Origin of the sequence: Pseudomonas sp. Irchel s3h14 (assembly GCF_900187425.1) — a bacterium.
Lineage (GTDB): Bacteria > Pseudomonadota > Gammaproteobacteria > Pseudomonadales > Pseudomonadaceae > Aquipseudomonas.
Genome location: NZ_FYDJ01000002.1, coordinates 414,073 through 429,753 on the forward strand (window position 1 = coordinate 414,073; position 15,681 = coordinate 429,753).

Consider the following 15,681-nt stretch of genomic DNA (forward strand, 5'->3'; position numbering starts at 1 on the left):
CATAGCCCCGGATTACTTCAGGCCTTGGCCGGAAAACATCAGCACTTTGTCACCGGCGTACTGCACGCTGATAAAGCTGTTCTTATCGCCCCAGGTGCAACTGGACATGCCGAGTGCGCCCGAGCAATCGGCGGGTTTGCCCAACAAGGTTTCTACTTCGGCCTTGGGCATGCCTGACGACAGCTTCGAGTAGTTTTCCTGATTAACCTTGCTGCACGCGGCCAACAACACGCAGAACGAAAGCAGGGCAATAGAACGCAGCGACATGGTGTAGCTCCTGGGACGAAGGGGAATGGCATGGCTGCCAAGCTGAAGCTTAGAAGAGAAAACCCCTGTCTGGTTCCCTGGCTGGCCGGCTATTTATCAGGCCGCTCGTCTGCCTTGTTGCGAAAAATCAGCAACTTTCTTTCGCTATTGAGTATTTCGTCGGTTTTCGCAAAATCCGCCTAATCTTTGACGCCGGCCAGTCGACATAAAAGCAGCGCAATGCCCACGACTGTGGCAAATTGACGCCCCCTTGTTGACCAGCCTCTCCGCGGTAGCTCATTTAATGACCAGAAACATGAAGTTCAGCCACAAGATCTTGTTGGCTGCCGCCCTCGTGGTGGCCGTTGCATTCGCTTGTTTCATCCTCTTCAACGACTATCGCCAGCGGCAAACCCTGCGCAGCAGTACCGAATCCTCGATGCAGGAACTCGGCAGCCTGACCACCAGCAACATTCAGACCTGGCTGGAAAGCCGCATCCAGTTGCTGCAATCGCTGTCCCAGCAGATCGCGGTGGACGGCAGCGCCCAGGCCAACCTCAAGCGCGCCATCGACCTGCCCGCCTACACCAGTAATTTTCAGCTGAGCTACTTCGGTGGCACCGATGGCGTGATGTTCTCGGTCCCGGCCGGCAATCGTGCGGCGGATTACGACCCCCGCGCCCGTGGCTGGTACAAGGCGGCCAACGGCGCGCAGCAGACCATCGTCACCGAACCGTACATTGCCGCCTCATCCGGCAAACTGGTGATCACTGTCGCCACGCCGGTGAAACATCAGAATCAAATGATCGGCGTCGCCGGGGCAGACATTGACCTGTCCAGCGTCAGCGCGATCATCAACTCGCTGAACTTCGGCGGCCACGGCCATGCGTTTATCGTCAGCGCCGACGGCAAGATCCTGATTCACCCGGACAGCAAACTGGTACTCAAGAGCCTGACCGACGCCTACCCGAACGGCGCGCCGAAAGTCAGCCCGGGCATGAAAGAAGTCGAGATCGGCGGCAAGACTCAATTCATCTCCTTTACCCACGTCAACGGTGTGCCCTCGGCAGACTGGTACGTGGCGCTGGTGCTGGATCAGGACACCGCGTTCTCGATGCTCAGCGAGTTCCGCACCTCGGCGATCATCGCCATGGTCATTGCCGTGGTGATCATCATCGCGTTTCTGGGCATGTTGATCAGCTTCCTGATGCAGCCGCTGTTGACCATGGGCCGCGCGATGCATGACATCGCCGAAGGCGAAGGTGACCTGACCAAACGCCTGACCATTCACGGCCAGGACGAATTCGGTGCCCTGGGCACCTCATTCAATCGTTTTGTGGAGCGTATTCACACCTCGATTCGCGAAGTGTCCTCGGCCACCGGCCAGGTCAACGAAGTCGCCTTGCGTGTGGTTGCCGCGTCGAACTCGTCGATGTTCAACTCCGACCAGCAAGCCTCGCGCACCAGCAGCGTCGCCGCCGCCATCAACGAGCTGGGCGCCGCCGCCCAGGAAATCGCCCAGAACGCCGCCCTCGCCTCTCAGCATTCGAGCGATGCTCGCGCATTGGCCGAAGACGGCCAGCAAGTCGTGGACAAAACCATCGCGGCGATGCAGCAGCTCTCGGCGAAGATCAGCGATTCGTGCGGCAATATCGAAACGCTCAACAGCAACACCGTGAACATCGGGCAGATTCTGGAAGTGATCACCAGCATCTCCCAGCAGACCAACCTGCTGGCACTCAACGCAGCCATCGAAGCGGCCCGTGCCGGTGAAGCCGGTCGTGGTTTTGCCGTGGTAGCGGACGAAGTGCGCAACCTCGCGCACCGTACTCAGGATTCGGCGCAGCAAGTGCAGAAGATGATCGAGGAACTGCAAGTCGGCGCCCGGGAAGCCGTGATCACCATGACCGACAGCCAGCGCCAGAGCGAAAGCAGCGTCGGCATCGCCAACCAGGCTGGCGAACGTCTGGGCAGCGTGACTCAGCGTATTGGTGAGATCGACGGGATGAACCAGTCGGTGGCCACGGCGACTGAAGAGCAGACGGCTGTGGTGGAGTCGATCAACGTCGACATTACCGAGATCAACACGCTGAATCAGGAAGGTGTGGAGAACTTGCAGGCGACGTTGCGTGCGTGTTCAGACCTTGAGCAGCAGGCGGCGCGGTTGAAGCAGTTGGTGGGAAGCTTCCGGATTTAACTACCGAGCGCTGATCACTGATCGTTCCCACGCTCTGCGTGGGAATGCCTCAACGGACGCTCCGCGTTCGGCTCTGGAAGGGACGCGGAGCGTCCCGGGCTGCATTCCTTTGCTGCGCGTGGGAACGATCAAACGCCGGTCGGCACAACCTGACGCAAGACTGAATTAAGACTAAACTCGGTCCTACTTAATCTGGCGGGGCTCATTCCATGAAGCTTTCATCTCAAATCAAGCCGATCAGCTACCTGAAAAGCCACGCGGCCGAAATCGTCAAAACGATCACAGAAAGCAGAGAGCCTTTGGTCATCACCCAAAATGGTGAAGCCAAGCTCGTGGTCATGGATGTGAAAAGTTTTGAAGAACAAGAAGACACCATGGCCCTGTTAAAGCTCTTGGCGATGGGTAATCGTGAGATTGAAGAAGGTAAATTTCGGGATGCCGAAGATGTCTTTGCAGAGCTGGACAGGGTCGACCATCAATGAGTTTTAAGGTCGTCATTCTTCAGTCAGCTGAAACAGATCTAAAAGAACTCCGTACCTATCTCACCAAGCATTTCTCTGCCCAGACCTGGCAAAGCACCTATGCCAGCCTGAAGGTTGCCATTCGCCATTTGGAGTCCTTGCCCTATGCAGGGGCAATCCCGGAAGAAATCGAGAAGCTCAATCTCAGCCAGTATCGACAAATTCTCTCAGGAATGAACCGCGTCATTTATGAAGTGCGAGAGCAAACGGTCTACATCCACATCGTTGCCGATACGCGGAAAAATTTGCCAACACTGCTGATGAAGCGACTGTTGCAAGGCAATCCCTAAGTTCAGGGCGTGCTTAGAAGCGCGACCCTGGCCCGTTCAGAAACTCCAGCTCTTCAGCCGTAGATTCCCTTCCCAACACCGCATTGCGATGCGGAAACCGTCCAAACCGCGCAATCACTTTCTGATGCCGCTCGGCATAATCCAGGTTATCGGCAAACACCGCCCGATCAGCCTCAGGTTGCTGCGCCACCAGATCGATAAATCGCGAAACCGCTTCGTTCTGCACCGCCAGATTCTCGCAGTGCTCGAACACCAGGTAGATGAACACTCGCTGGATCGGCCGCAACTGCCGATCGAAATCCGCAGCAATGCCTTGCGCCACCAGTGCCTGAGCCCTGAGATCGCCTGAAAAGGATTTGGGAGTGTCGCGATAGATCATTCGCGGGAGTTGGTCGAGCAGCAGCACCAGAGCAAGCCAACCTTCGGGGCGTTGCGCCCACTCGGTCAATCCGCCGGCCAGTGCCTGCTCGACCCAGTCCCCGAAACGCGTGCGCGCTTCGAGGTCCTGGCTGTCGCGCTTGCCGAACCATAACTTGCCCTTGTCAGCCGCTATTTCGTTGGGGGATTCGAGCGTTCCGAACCACCATTCGAGCAACGGCTGCCAGGGCGAGGTCATGGTTTATTCCTTGTGGTAAGCCGTGACGCGTTCAACTTCTTCTTTCGAACCGAGGAACACCGCGACACGCTGGTGCAAGCCGTCAGGCTTGATGTCGAGGATGCGCTGATGGCCATCGGTGGAAGCGCCGCCGGCCTGTTCAACCAGGAACGACATCGGGTTGGCTTCGTACATCAGGCGCAGTTTGCCCGGCTTGGACGGCTCGCGGCTGTCGCGTGGGTACATGAACAGACCACCACGGGTCAGGATGCGGTGCACGTCCGCGACCATCGCGGCGACCCAGCGCATGTTGTAGTTCTTTTTCAGCGGGCCTTCTTCGCCAGCCAGCAATTCGCCGACGTAGCGTTGTACCGGAGCTTCCCAGTGACGCTGGTTGGACGCATTGATCGCGAATTCCTGAGTGGACTCCGGAATCTTGATGTCTTCATGGGTCAGGACGAAGCTGCCCATTTCGCGGTCCAGGGTGAAGCCTTTTACGCCGTCGCCCAAGGTCAGGATCAACATGGTCTGTGGACCGTAGATCGCGTAACCGGCAGCCACTTGCTCGGTGCCTGGCTGCAGGAAAGCCTTTTCGTTCAAGGGCTCGTTTTGGCTCAGGTATTCGTTCGGGCAACGCAGCACCGAGAAGATAGTACCGACCGGCGCGTTGATATCGATGTTCGACGAGCCGTCCAGTGGGTCGAAAACCAGCAGGTACGCGCCTTTCGGGTATTTGCCCGGGATCTGGTAGGCGTTGTCCATTTCTTCGGACGCCATGCCGGCCAGGTGACCGCCCCATTCGTTGGCTTCGAGCAGGATCTCGTTGGAGATCACGTCGAGTTTCTTCTGCACTTCACCTTGGACGTTTTCAGTGCCCATGCTGCCCAGAACACCACCGAGGGCGCCTTTGGACACGGCGTGGTTGATCTCTTTGCAAGCACGCGCCACCACTTCGATCAGGAAACGCAGATCGGCAGGGGTGTTATTGCTACGGGTCTGCTCAATCAAATAGCGACTCAGGGTAACGCGGGACATGGAAGGCTCCGGTGGAATGGGGGGGCTAAAAACCCGCGCAGTTTAACGCGAGTCGGGGCGCATTTCCTCCTATCAGACGTGTTACACCCAATAGAGTTCATGCGCCCGGTTGAGCGTAGTTCGAAACGCAGGAGATGTGAGCGGAGGATGAGTGGCAGTTTCGAGACTTTCCTTGCCTGATATTCCGTCTTCGCGAGCAAGCCCGCTCCCACATTTGATCTCTGAACGACACAGATCAAGTGTGGGAGCGGCGGTGCGGCGATCCGACTTGCTCGCGAATGGCGCGCAGCGCCAGCCATTTCAGGATTTGGCAGCAGGCTTGCGCAACAGACTGAACGCCATCGCGGCCAGAAACAAAACACTGAGCAGCAACACCGCCCACAACCCGAACTTCTTCCAGTTGGTGTCCATCGGTGCAGCCGTTGTCACGGCCGACGCTGGCGTGGCCACCGCACCGCCCTCCACCGTTGCCTTGCCCAATGCCGCCAACTTTGCAGCGTTGTAATCCGGAATCAACGTCGACAGCGGCAGGTTCGCCGCCTTCACCGTGGCACTTCCCAGCGCGAGCGTATAAGGCCCCGCTCCGCGCGCCAGGAACACCAATTGAATGGAGCGCACGGCGAACCGCACAGTCGGGGCCTCGGCCCCCAGACCGCCGCCGCGCTCGTCCACCGTCAGCTTCAACTGCTGAACGGTTTGCCCCGACAGCTGCAATTCGTTCTGCACCACATCCTGGCCACTCTGGGTCAGGCGGTAGAGCAAACCGCTGCCCAGCGGCTGCCACGGCAGACTACTTTCCCGACGACCGGACAAGGTCACGGGCGCCAAACTGTTGGGCTGACTCAACTCGACCTGCAAGCGCTCGACATTCAGCCCCATGGGTAATTGCCAGGTGTATTCACCGGCCTTTACGCTGCTGCCGGCCAGCGGTTGCGACCAGACAAGCGGTAGCGGCAGGCTGCGGGTCTTGGCGCTTTGCAGTTGCGCCGAGGTCAATGTCGGTGCCGATTGCGGCGTGTTCCACAGCAAGCGCAGATAACGGGCCGACTGACCCGGCAAGGCGACTTCATGTTGTTCGACCCGCTCGTCGGCAAACGTCAGGCGCGCCACCTGCCCTTCGCCCCACGACTGCCAATGCTGCAAGTCGTCGCTGGCTTCGATGGTGAAACGCTGGAAACCGTCGCGCTCACTGGTCCAGTCGAGGATCAACTGCTGCAAGGGTGCTTTGATGCTGCTGGCATCAAGCAACCAGCCGCGCAGCATTTCTTCGCCCACCTCCAGCTGACTGGACGGCTGCACTTCGACCAGCGTGCCGTTGGCGCTCGATTGCACCCGCACGCTCGGTGCGTGCTCGGTGGACTCCGCCGAGTTGTACAGCGGGAACCACTTCACGTCGGTCAGGGTGCGGTTGTCGCTGGTCTGCGCCGGCGCGCGCGCCAAGGAATACGCCTGAGCCTCACCGGCGGCGTTGAACACGCGCACATCGCTGAGATCGGTTTGCCGCGCATTCAATTGCACGCTCAACGGCAATTCGAGGCGATACCACGGACCTTCGCCGCTGACCGACAACGGCACCTGCGTGGCGAAGTCCGCCAATTTTTCCTGAGCACTGGCCGACAGCGCCACACCCAGCGCAACAGCGCCCAACCAGACAAGGTTCAGCTTCTGACTCAAGACGACACTCCTTCGGTTTGCGGGGCCGGTTTTTCAGCCTCCGGCACAGCCTCGGCGCGCTTGGGCGGCAACGGGGCGAAATAGCCCACCACCAACAGCAACACACCAACGCCGATAAACGAGACGATCCGGGCGAGTCCGCCGCGGTTGCTCAATTCGACAAAGAACAGTTTGGCCACCACCACACCGATCAGCGCCGCACCGATCAGCCAGACTTCGCGGCGATGACGCAGATGGCCGCCGATCATCAGACTCAGGGCCATCAAGGTCCAGACGATGGACAGACCGGCCTGCACCAGCATGGATTCAAGCAACGCATCCAGTTCGAACGGCACACCGCCCCAATGATGGGCAGCGCGCATCACCAGGGCCGTGAAGAACACAAACAGCGAGGCGCCAGCGATTAGTTGCGTGGCGTGATCCAGGTAGTCCTTGCGGATCGACAGTTGCGTCACGGCGCTGCGGGACCACACGTAGACGCCGAACAGCGCAAACAGCAGACCCAACTCCAGCGGGTTGATCAGCGGCACGTAAGGCAACGGCTCGGCGGTGCCGTCGCTGACGACGTTCGCCAGCCAGAACCAGCCGAGCATCAGCAACGCCAGCGGTGCCGCCGCGTACAGGCGGTATTCGCGCGAATAAGCCGACACCGGCCATGGCCAGACACGGGGTGCCGCCATCAGCACCAGATACAGGCTCGGCAGAATCGCCCAACCCAACCAGCGCCAGGCGTTGTACTGCTCGGACAACAGCAACAGGCCGTAACGCAGCTCCAGGGCCAACACACCGATCAATAGCCAGCAGCCGAGCACGTGCGCGGTACTGAGGGCGCGCGCCGGCAACATCGGCGCCAGACGCCGCAGAGAGAGGAAATGCACAACGAACACCGCCGCCCATACCAGCCAACCAAAATTGGCCGCCGGGTGATAACGCGAGTGCCACGCAGCCAGCAACACCAAACCGGCCGCAGGCATCAGCAAGGTGCAGAGCAAGCCCAGCGAGGACCATTTCAGGCGCAGCGCCAAGACTGTCCACAGCGCCACGCTCACAGCCGCGACCGCCAGCAACAACGTCGCTTGCAGATTCGAGGGTGCAAAACGCAGGACTTCGCTAACCCACGCCAGCGCCCACCAAGCCGCGCCCCACACCAGCAAAACTTCGGACAAACGCTGCAAGCTCAGCACATCGAAGGCCGAGGCATGATTGCCGAGCTGCAAACGCCAGGCGCCAACCATCGCGGCCAAACCCAACACCAGCGGCGTCCAGAAACCGCTATGAGCCAGAGGCCTCAATCCTTCGCTCGCAAGCGGTCCGAGCAAATCAGGCCCGGCCATCAGGAACGCCGCGCCGCCAATCACCTGCAACAGCAGACCGAAGACAAAACTCACGCGCTGCTTCAGGTACAGACTCAGCCAGATAATGAACAAACCGCTGGCCGCCCATACCGCACTCGCCGTTTGCCAAGGCAGGACGAACAGCACCGCCAGATTGATCAACACCAGACCGGCCAGCAGTACCACCGACAAGCCGCGCAGCAATCGCACGTCGCTTCGGACCATCTCATCGCGCGCCGCCAGCAACATGCCAGCGATCAGCGCCAGACCGATCAGCGACGCGCTCAGCAGGCCGCTCCAACCCGCACTGAACACGGCGCCAGACTCACCGCTCGAACCTTGCAGCCGCAGCAGGAACAACGCACCGCCGAGCAACTGCACGGCGAACGCGGTGAACAGGAACGTGCGCGATTGCAGACGCAAGCCAACAAACAAGGTCGCCAACCCCGCCAGCGCCCAACTGATCGCCGTGCCGTGAGTGAAGAAGAACAACGGCGCCAGCAGATAGAGGAAGGTCAGACCGAGGCAGGCCAACACCGGCAGTCCTTTGCGCTCCCATTCCGACGTCTGCTCGGGCAAGGCTTTGCGCAATTGGTAGAAACTGAACAGCAATGCCACGCCAAGCATCAGCGCGCCCAACGGTGCCCCTTCCAGCAGGCTGCTTTCGCCGATTCGCAGTTCACTGAGGAAGGCCAACGCCGAGCCCAGTTGCAGCAGCAAGGCAAAGGCTCGGGCCAGCGGTCGTTGCTGACGCAGGCCAAGCCAGAAGATGCCGGCGCCTTCGACGGCCCAAGCGGCGGCGGTCCAGCGCGCATCGAGCCCCAACGGAATCGCCAGGCTGGCGAAGATCACACCCAACGCCAGACAGGTTTCCGCCAGCAGCAACGCTCGTCCGCCCATCAACAACCGCGCCAGGCCCATGTAAATCATGCCCAACGCCAACGCGCTGAAGGCTGCGGCGAATTCCAGGTGCTGGACCAATGCGAACTGCAAGCCGAAGCCCACCAACGGAGGACCGAACAGCATTGTGCCGTCGACGTAATCGCCCTTGCGCGCCGACCAGTGCAGCAGCGCTTCACGACTGTCGTCCTCGGGTGCGTCGCTCATTTCCAGCAACTTGCGCCGGGCGAACAGCAGACCGATTGCCAGGTACATCAGGAAAAACACAATCAGGAACGGCTCGGTGCTCCACAGCAGTTCCGGGGTATAGGAACGCAGGCCCCAGGCGAAACCGATGCCGAAAGTGCCGACGAAACCGATCAGGTTAAGCAGCCGCCAGGCCTTGAACCAGGCGATGGCGAGGATGCCGGCGTTAAGCAAGGCGAAGTAACTGAACAGCGCGACATGGTTGCCGGCACCGGTGGAGGTCAGGATCGGCGCGGCAAAACCACCGAGTGCCGCAGCGGCAGCCAGGCCCAAGGCATCCTGGGTGATGGCGAGGATCGCCGAGAACACCGTCACCGCGACCAGCAGACCTAACGCCGCCGTAGGATCGAGCAGCGGATGCAGGCGCATCGCAGCAAACACAGTCAGGTACAACACCGCGATCCCGGTGCCTTGCAGCATCAACGCGTAATGGCTGTTGCGTGTTCTAAGCCACCAACCCAGCCCCAGAAGCCCCAATGCCGCCGCCGCAACACCGGCGTAACGCAACTCGATCGGCACCACCATGCCTTCGGTGGCGTAACGCAGCAGGAAGGCCAAGCCGAGAAACAACAGCACCACACCGACCCGCAGCACGGTGTTGCCGCCGAACAGCCAATTGCGGGCGCCGCTGATGGCGCGGTCGATGAAGTTCGGGCCTCGCGGGATGGCGGGTTGTTGCGGTTCGCGGGCGACCGGTTCGGGTTTCCAGGCATCGACGGGCACTGGACGGCTCGCTTCGGCGGCGGCCGCGGTGATCGGTTCCAGTTCGGGAGGGAGTTCCCAGATCAGCTCCGGGGACTCGGCAGGGATTTCGTCGAGCGTGAATTCAGGAGACGGCGCGGGTTCGTGGGTTTCCGGCGTCTTGACGCCTGACACTTCCAGCAATGACAGCCGTTGCTGCACCGCATTCAGCGCGATCTGAGCCTGATCAAGTAACTTACGTTGCTCGGCGGCCTGTGATCCCAATCGGCCAATGCGAATAGCCTGACCAATACCCAACCCGAGCAGCGCGCCCAACAGCGCATCGCTGAACGACTCGTCGAGTACCCAGCCCAGCACCAGCCCAATCAGCATGAACATCCATTGCATGGTCGATATCCCTAAGCGGCCCATTGCCTTGTGGCGTCTGCGCTGACGCTTTCGCGGGCAAGCCTCGCTCCTACAGAAGAACGCGATCCCAGTAGGAGCGAGGCTTGCCCGCGATTGACCGCGCAGCGGTCACTGAAATATTCGGCAAACTGACGCTCAGTATATCGGCCAGGCCCAACAACCGTCGGGCCTTGCTCGCAATTATTGCTAAAAGTTACTCCAAAGCTTTCCAGATATCCGTGGCGTACTCGCGAATGGTCCGGTCGGACGAGAACCAACCCATCCGGGAGGTGCTCAACACCGCCGAACGCCACCATTCCTTCGAATCGTGCCAATGGGCTTCAACGCGCATCTGCGCGTCCCAGTAAGAGTCGAAATCGGCGCAGACCAGGAAGCGATCGTAGTCGATCAGCGAATCAATCAACCCTGTGTAACGGGAAGGATCATCCGGCGAGAACACCCCGCCGCGAATCGCTTGCAGCACGTCATTCAGCCGGTGGGATGCCGCAATATCCGGCGTCGCATTGAACTCATGGTTCTGTTTGCGCGCTTCAACCTGCTGAGCGCTGAGGCCGAAGATGAACATGTGTTCGACGCCGATGCGTTCGCACATTTCGACGTTGGCGCCATCGAGGGTGCCGATGGTCAGCGCACCGTTGAGGCCGAACTTCATGTTGCTGGTGCCCGAGGCTTCGAAGCCTGCGGTGGAGATCTGCTCCGACAAATCCGCTGCCGGGATGATGCTTTCCGCCAGACTGACGTTGTAGTTGGGCAAGAACACCACTTTCAGCAAACCGCGCACCGTCGGGTCGTTGTTCACCACCCGGGCGATGTCGTTGGTCAGTTTGATGATCAGCTTGGCCTGGTGATAACTGGCCGCCGCCTTGCCGGCGAAGATCTTCACCCGCGGCACCCAATCGATTTCCGGCTCGGCGCGAATCGCCTGATACAGCGCAACGGTGTGCAACAGGTTAAGCAACTGACGTTTGTATTCGTGGATCCGCTTGACCTGCACGTCGAACATCGCCGCCGGGTTGACCGCAACGCCAAGTCGCTCGTGAATGATGTACGCCAGGGCTTTCTTGCTGTGCAGCCGCTGCTCGGCAAACGCCTTGCGGAACGCGGCTTTCTCGGCGAACGGTTCCAGGCCGAGCAAACGCTCTTCGGGGTTGTCCAGCAGATCCGGGCCGAGGGCGTCGACCATCATCGAGGTCAGCTCCGGGTTGGCCTGGTAGAGCCAGCGGCGGAACGTGATGCCGTTGGTCTTGTTGTTGATCCGGTCCGGATAGAGTTTGTGCAGTTCGGAGAACACCGTTTTGCGCATCAGTTGCGTGTGCAGGCCGGACACGCCGTTGACGCTGTGGGAGCCAAGGAACGCGAGATTGCCCATGCGCACGCGGCGACCGTTGTCTTCCTCGATCAGCGATACCGCGCGCAGCACCTCGAAGTCATGGATACCCTTGGCCCGCAGCGAATCGATGTGCTGGGCGTTGATCAAATAAATGATCTGCATGTGCCGCGGCAACATCCGCTCCATCAAACCGACCGGCCAGGTTTCCAGCGCTTCCGGCAGCAACGTGTGGTTGGTGTAGGACAGCGTGTCGACGGTGACTTGCCATGCCGCATCCCACGCGACGTCATAGACATCGACCAGTTGCCGCATCAATTCGGCCACGGCAATCGAAGGGTGGGTGTCGTTGAGCTGGATCGCGGCATGATCGCCCAGGGTCAGGACCGAGGTGTGCATGTTGCGATGACGACGCAGCAAGTCCTGCAAGGACGCGGCGACGAAGAAATACTCCTGTCGCAGGCGCAGTTCCTGGCCGGCTTCGGTGCTGTCCGCCGGGTAAAGCACCCGGGAAATACTTTCGGCCCGGGCGACTTCCGCTACGGCGCCCAAGTGGTCGCCGGCGTTGAAGCGTTCCAGGTGCAAATCTTCCATGGCCCGGGCGCGCCACAGGCGCAGTGTATTGACGCTCGCCCCGCGCCAGCCGACGACCGGTGTGTCATACGCAATTGCGCGAACAGTTTCCGCTGGCGTCCAGACTTGCTTGGACTTGCCGGTTTCGTCGGTGACGGTTTCGACGCTGCCGCCGAAGCCGATCGGGTAAACGACCTCTGGTCGTTCGAACTCCCAAGGGTTACCGAAATCCAGCCAGTGTTCGGTCTGTTCCTGCTGCCAGCCGTCGACGATGGCCTGGCGGAACAAGCCGTGTTCATAACGAATGCCGTAACCGTGCCCGGCAATGCCGAGGGTCGACATGCTTTCCATGAAGCACGCGGCCAGACGACCGAGGCCGCCGTTGCCCAGGGCCGCATCGGGCTCCAGCAGGCGGATGCGTTCAATATCGACGCCGAGTTCTGTCATGGCTTCGCGGGCGACGTCGAGCAGGCCTAGGTTGCTCAGGCTGTCGTAGAGCAGACGGCCGATCAGGAATTCGAGGGAGAGGTAATAAACCCGCTTCTGACCTTTGCGGTAGATCTGCCGGGTGTGATCCATCCAGTGCTCGACCATGTGATCGCGCGCCGCCAGGGCAATGGCTTCGAACCAGTCGTGGTCGAAGGCGTGATCCGGGTCTTTGCCCACCGCGTAGGTGAGTTTGGTCAAGACGGCGTCGCGGAATGCGGCCACCTCTGCTTCGCGAACAAGTGGTTCTTGAGTCATTGATAGGACCTCGAGCGAGCGTGGAGTAGTTGAGCCTAGACGGTCTGACAGGCCGTTGGAACTCTGGTTCGGCAGTTTTTCCCGTTAGTGTGAGTTAGATCGACATTACCTTGCCGCGCACCGGAAAGAATGCAGGGGCCGTGCCGGGTTACAGGTGTTATTGGGCGGAATACGAAAAATTCTGGCGAAAGGTTGTTCAAAAATCCACCAGTCCCGGTATGATCGCGCGCCCTGATGCACGCTGGTAACAACCGATGATGAAGTCCAACCTGATCGCCGCCGCGGAGATCGATCGCCTCGATACCTGGGCCAAGTACTCCGCCCCGATGTGTGGTTCGTGCGTTTCCAGCTGCTGCACCCTGCCGGTCGAGGTCAAGATCAAGGATCTGATCCGTATCGGCATCGTCGATGAATTCGAGCGCGGCGAGCCGCCGAAGAACATCGCCAAGCGTTTGCAAAAGGAAGGGATCGTCGAGCGTTACAACCAGAAGTCCGAGATCTTCACCCTTCAGCGCATGAGCAACAACGATTGCCTGTACCTGGATCGTAAGAGCCGTCTGTGCACTATTTATGAAAAGCGCCCGGATACTTGCCGCAACCACCCGAAAATCGGGCCGCGGCCGGGGTATTGCGCGTATAAGCCGAAAGAAGTGGCGCGCGAGACCAGCGAGAGCCGTCGGACCCTCGAGAAGTTTTAAAGCCGCCTCGATTCCCCGTAGCAGCTGTCGAGCCCCAGCGAGGCTGCGTTCGGCTGCGGAGCAGTCGCAGGCCGGAAAATACGATTTATATGATGCACCGCAGCGTTTGATTTCACGACTGCTGCGCAGCCGAACGCAGCCTCGCAGGCTCGACAGCTGCTACAGCCAGACAAACAAAAACGCCCCCGACCTTGCGGTCGGGGGCGTTTTTTTTAGCAGCTAACTAAGTCGAAACTCAGTTACCGGCTTTCTTGGCAGCGCGGGTACGCTCGCTTTCGCCCAGGATCTTCTTACGAAGACGGATGGACTTAGGAGTAACTTCGCACAATTCGTCTTCTTGAACGAATTCCAGAGCTTGTTCCAGGGTGAAACGGATAGGCGGAACCAGAGCGATGGTTTCGTCTTTACCCGAAGCACGCATGTTGTCGAGCTTCTTGCCTTTGGTTGGGTTAACGCCCAGGTCGTTGTCGCGGCTGTTGATGCCGACGATTTGACCTTCGTACACGTCTTCACCGTGACCCAGGAACAGTTTGCCGCGAGCTTGCAGGGTTTCCAGCGAGTAAGTCAGAGCCTTACCGGTAGCAACCGAAACCAGCACGCCGTTCTGACGGCCGGACATGTCGCCGGACTTCATCACGTCGTAACGGTCGAAGATCGAGGTCAGGATGCCTGCACCGGAGGTCAGGGTCAGGAACTCGTTACGGAAACCGATCAAGCCACGAGCCGGGATGTTGTACTCAAGGCGCACACGGCCCTTGCCATCCGGAACCATGTTGGTCAGGTCGCCTTTACGGATACCGATCTGTTCCATGATCGAACCTTGCGATTCTTCTGGCAGGTCGATGGTCACGTTTTCGTACGGTTCGTGCTTGACGCCGTCAACCAGGCGGATAATCACTTCCGGACGACCAACACCCATTTCGAAGCCTTCGCGACGCATGGTTTCGATCAGTACCGAGAGGTGCAGCTCACCACGGCCGGAGACTTTGAACTTGTCGGCGGAGTCGCCTTCTTCAACGCGCAGAGCAACGTTGTAGAGCAGTTCTTTGTCCAGACGCTCTTTGATGTTACGGCTGGTGACGAACTTGCCTTCACGACCGCAGAACGGCGAGTCGTTAACCTGGAAGGTCATGGAAACGGTTGGCTCGTCAACGGTCAGCGGCTTCATCGCTTCGACGTTCAGTGGGTCGCACAGAGTGTCGGAGATGAACAGCTGGTCGAAGCCGCTGATGCAGACGATGTCGCCGGCAGCTGCTTCGTCAACGTCGATACGGTGCAGACCGTGGTGACCCATCAGCTTCAGGATACGACCGTTACGGCGCTTGCCGTCAGCGTCGATAGCCACAACTTGAGTGTTCGGCTTGACGCGACCACGGGCGATACGGCCAACGCCGATAACACCCAGGAAGCTGTTGTAGTCCAGTGCCGAGATTTGCATCTGGAACGGACCGTCACGGTCAACTTTTGGAGCCGGTACGTGGTCAATGATCGCCTGGTACAGCGGGGTCATGTCTTCAGCCATATCGGTGTGTTCCAGACCGGCAATGCCGTTCAGGGCCGAGGCGTAGACGACTTTGAAGTCCAGCTGTTCTTCGGTAGCACCCAGGTTGTCGAACAGGTCGAAGATCTGATCCAGAACCCAGTCCGGACGCGCGCCTGGACGGTCAACCTTGTTGATGACCACGATTGGACGCAGGCCGGCTTCGAAAGCCTTCTTGGTCACGAAACGGGTTTGCGGCATAGGGCCGTCTTGAGCGTCAACCAGCAGCAGAACGGAGTCAACCATCGACATTACGCGTTCAACTTCGCCGCCGAAGTCGGCGTGGCCCGGGGTGTCCACGATGTTGATGTGGTGGCCGTTCCAGTTGATGGCGGTGTTTTTCGCCAGAATGGTAATACCGCGTTCTTTCTCCTGGTCGTTGGAGTCCATCACGCGCTCGTCGTTGAGCTCGTTGCGCTCCAGGGTGCCGGATTGACGCAAGAGTTTGTCTACCAGGGTGGTCTTACCATGGTCAACGTGAGCAATGATGGCGATGTTGCGTAGATTTTCGATCACTTGTGTATCTCGATCAGAGGATTCGGTGTGCTGACAAGTCTTGGCAGCGATTTACAGTAGAGTCAGGCCTTGCCGTTACAGCTTGACGGCAGAGTCGGGGGGCCGGTGACGCAGGCCACAGGCATACAGCCCCGG

12 protein-coding genes are annotated in these 15,681 nt (G+C 59.7%); 5 read left to right on the forward strand and 7 right to left on the reverse strand.

Annotation, left to right across the window (positions count from 1 at the left end):
• Window positions 1-12: 12 nt before the first annotated feature.
• A complete protein-coding gene (locus tag CKW16_RS05460; protein WP_046052167.1) occupies window positions 13-267 on the reverse strand; it encodes a lipoprotein in 255 nt (84 codons plus the stop codon).
• 30 nt (window positions 268-297) lie between these two features.
• On the opposite strand from CKW16_RS05460, the gene CKW16_RS32255 reads away from it, so the two are divergent.
• From CKW16_RS32255 to CKW16_RS05475, 4 genes are all read left to right on the forward strand, one after another.
• A complete protein-coding gene (locus CKW16_RS32255) occupies window positions 298-450 on the forward strand; it encodes a hypothetical protein (protein ID WP_176471518.1) in 153 nt (50 codons plus the stop codon).
• Window positions 451-550: 100 nt separating this feature from the next.
• Window positions 551-2,443, forward strand: a complete 1,893-nt coding sequence (locus CKW16_RS05465) for a methyl-accepting chemotaxis protein (RefSeq protein WP_218244036.1) — start codon at window positions 551-553, stop codon at window positions 2,441-2,443.
• A 209-nt stretch (window positions 2,444-2,652) separates the two neighbouring features.
• Window positions 2,653-2,925, forward strand: a complete 273-nt coding sequence (locus CKW16_RS05470) for a type II toxin-antitoxin system Phd/YefM family antitoxin (protein ID WP_095127543.1) — start codon at window positions 2,653-2,655, stop codon at window positions 2,923-2,925.
• Entirely contained in the window at window positions 2,922-3,254 is a 333-nt protein-coding gene (locus CKW16_RS05475; RefSeq protein ID WP_095127544.1) for a type II toxin-antitoxin system RelE/ParE family toxin, read from the forward strand. The genes CKW16_RS05470 and CKW16_RS05475 overlap by 4 nt, the downstream gene beginning before the upstream one ends.
• A 13-nt stretch (window positions 3,255-3,267) precedes the next feature.
• Here the strand turns inward: CKW16_RS05475 and CKW16_RS05480 are convergent, their stop codons facing one another.
• From CKW16_RS05480 to CKW16_RS05500, 5 genes are all read right to left on the reverse strand, one after another.
• Window positions 3,268-3,870, reverse strand: a complete 603-nt coding sequence (locus tag CKW16_RS05480) for a DUF924 family protein (protein ID WP_095127545.1) — start codon at window positions 3,868-3,870, stop codon at window positions 3,268-3,270.
• A gap of 3 nt (window positions 3,871-3,873) precedes the next feature.
• Window positions 3,874-4,884 (reverse strand): class 1 fructose-bisphosphatase, encoded by a 1,011-nt coding sequence (locus CKW16_RS05485; RefSeq protein ID WP_056741101.1) that lies wholly within the window; start codon window positions 4,882-4,884, stop codon window positions 3,874-3,876.
• A 300-nt stretch (window positions 4,885-5,184) separates the two neighbouring features.
• Window positions 5,185-6,558, reverse strand: a complete 1,374-nt coding sequence (locus CKW16_RS05490) for a DUF3999 domain-containing protein (protein ID WP_095127546.1) — start codon at window positions 6,556-6,558, stop codon at window positions 5,185-5,187.
• Window positions 6,555-10,127: a DUF2339 domain-containing protein gene (locus CKW16_RS05495; RefSeq protein WP_095127547.1), complete on the reverse strand. Its 3,573-nt coding sequence runs from the start codon at window positions 10,125-10,127 to the stop codon at window positions 6,555-6,557. The genes CKW16_RS05490 and CKW16_RS05495 overlap by 4 nt, the downstream gene beginning before the upstream one ends.
• A gap of 214 nt (window positions 10,128-10,341) precedes the next feature.
• A complete protein-coding gene (locus CKW16_RS05500; protein ID WP_095127548.1) occupies window positions 10,342-12,792 on the reverse strand; it encodes a glycogen/starch/alpha-glucan phosphorylase in 2,451 nt (816 codons plus the stop codon).
• 254 nt (window positions 12,793-13,046) lie between these two features.
• Between CKW16_RS05500 and CKW16_RS05505 the strand changes: the two genes are divergently transcribed.
• Complete coding sequence (locus CKW16_RS05505; protein WP_008149447.1) at window positions 13,047-13,490, forward strand: YkgJ family cysteine cluster protein; 444 nt, start codon at window positions 13,047-13,049, stop codon at window positions 13,488-13,490.
• A 235-nt stretch (window positions 13,491-13,725) separates the two neighbouring features.
• Here the strand turns inward: CKW16_RS05505 and typA are convergent, their stop codons facing one another.
• The gene (gene typA / locus CKW16_RS05510) at window positions 13,726-15,546 is read right to left on the reverse strand and encodes a translational GTPase TypA (RefSeq protein WP_095127549.1); all 1,821 of its coding nucleotides are present in this window, start codon (window positions 15,544-15,546) and stop codon (window positions 13,726-13,728) included.
• Between the last annotated feature and the right edge of the window lie 135 nt (window positions 15,547-15,681).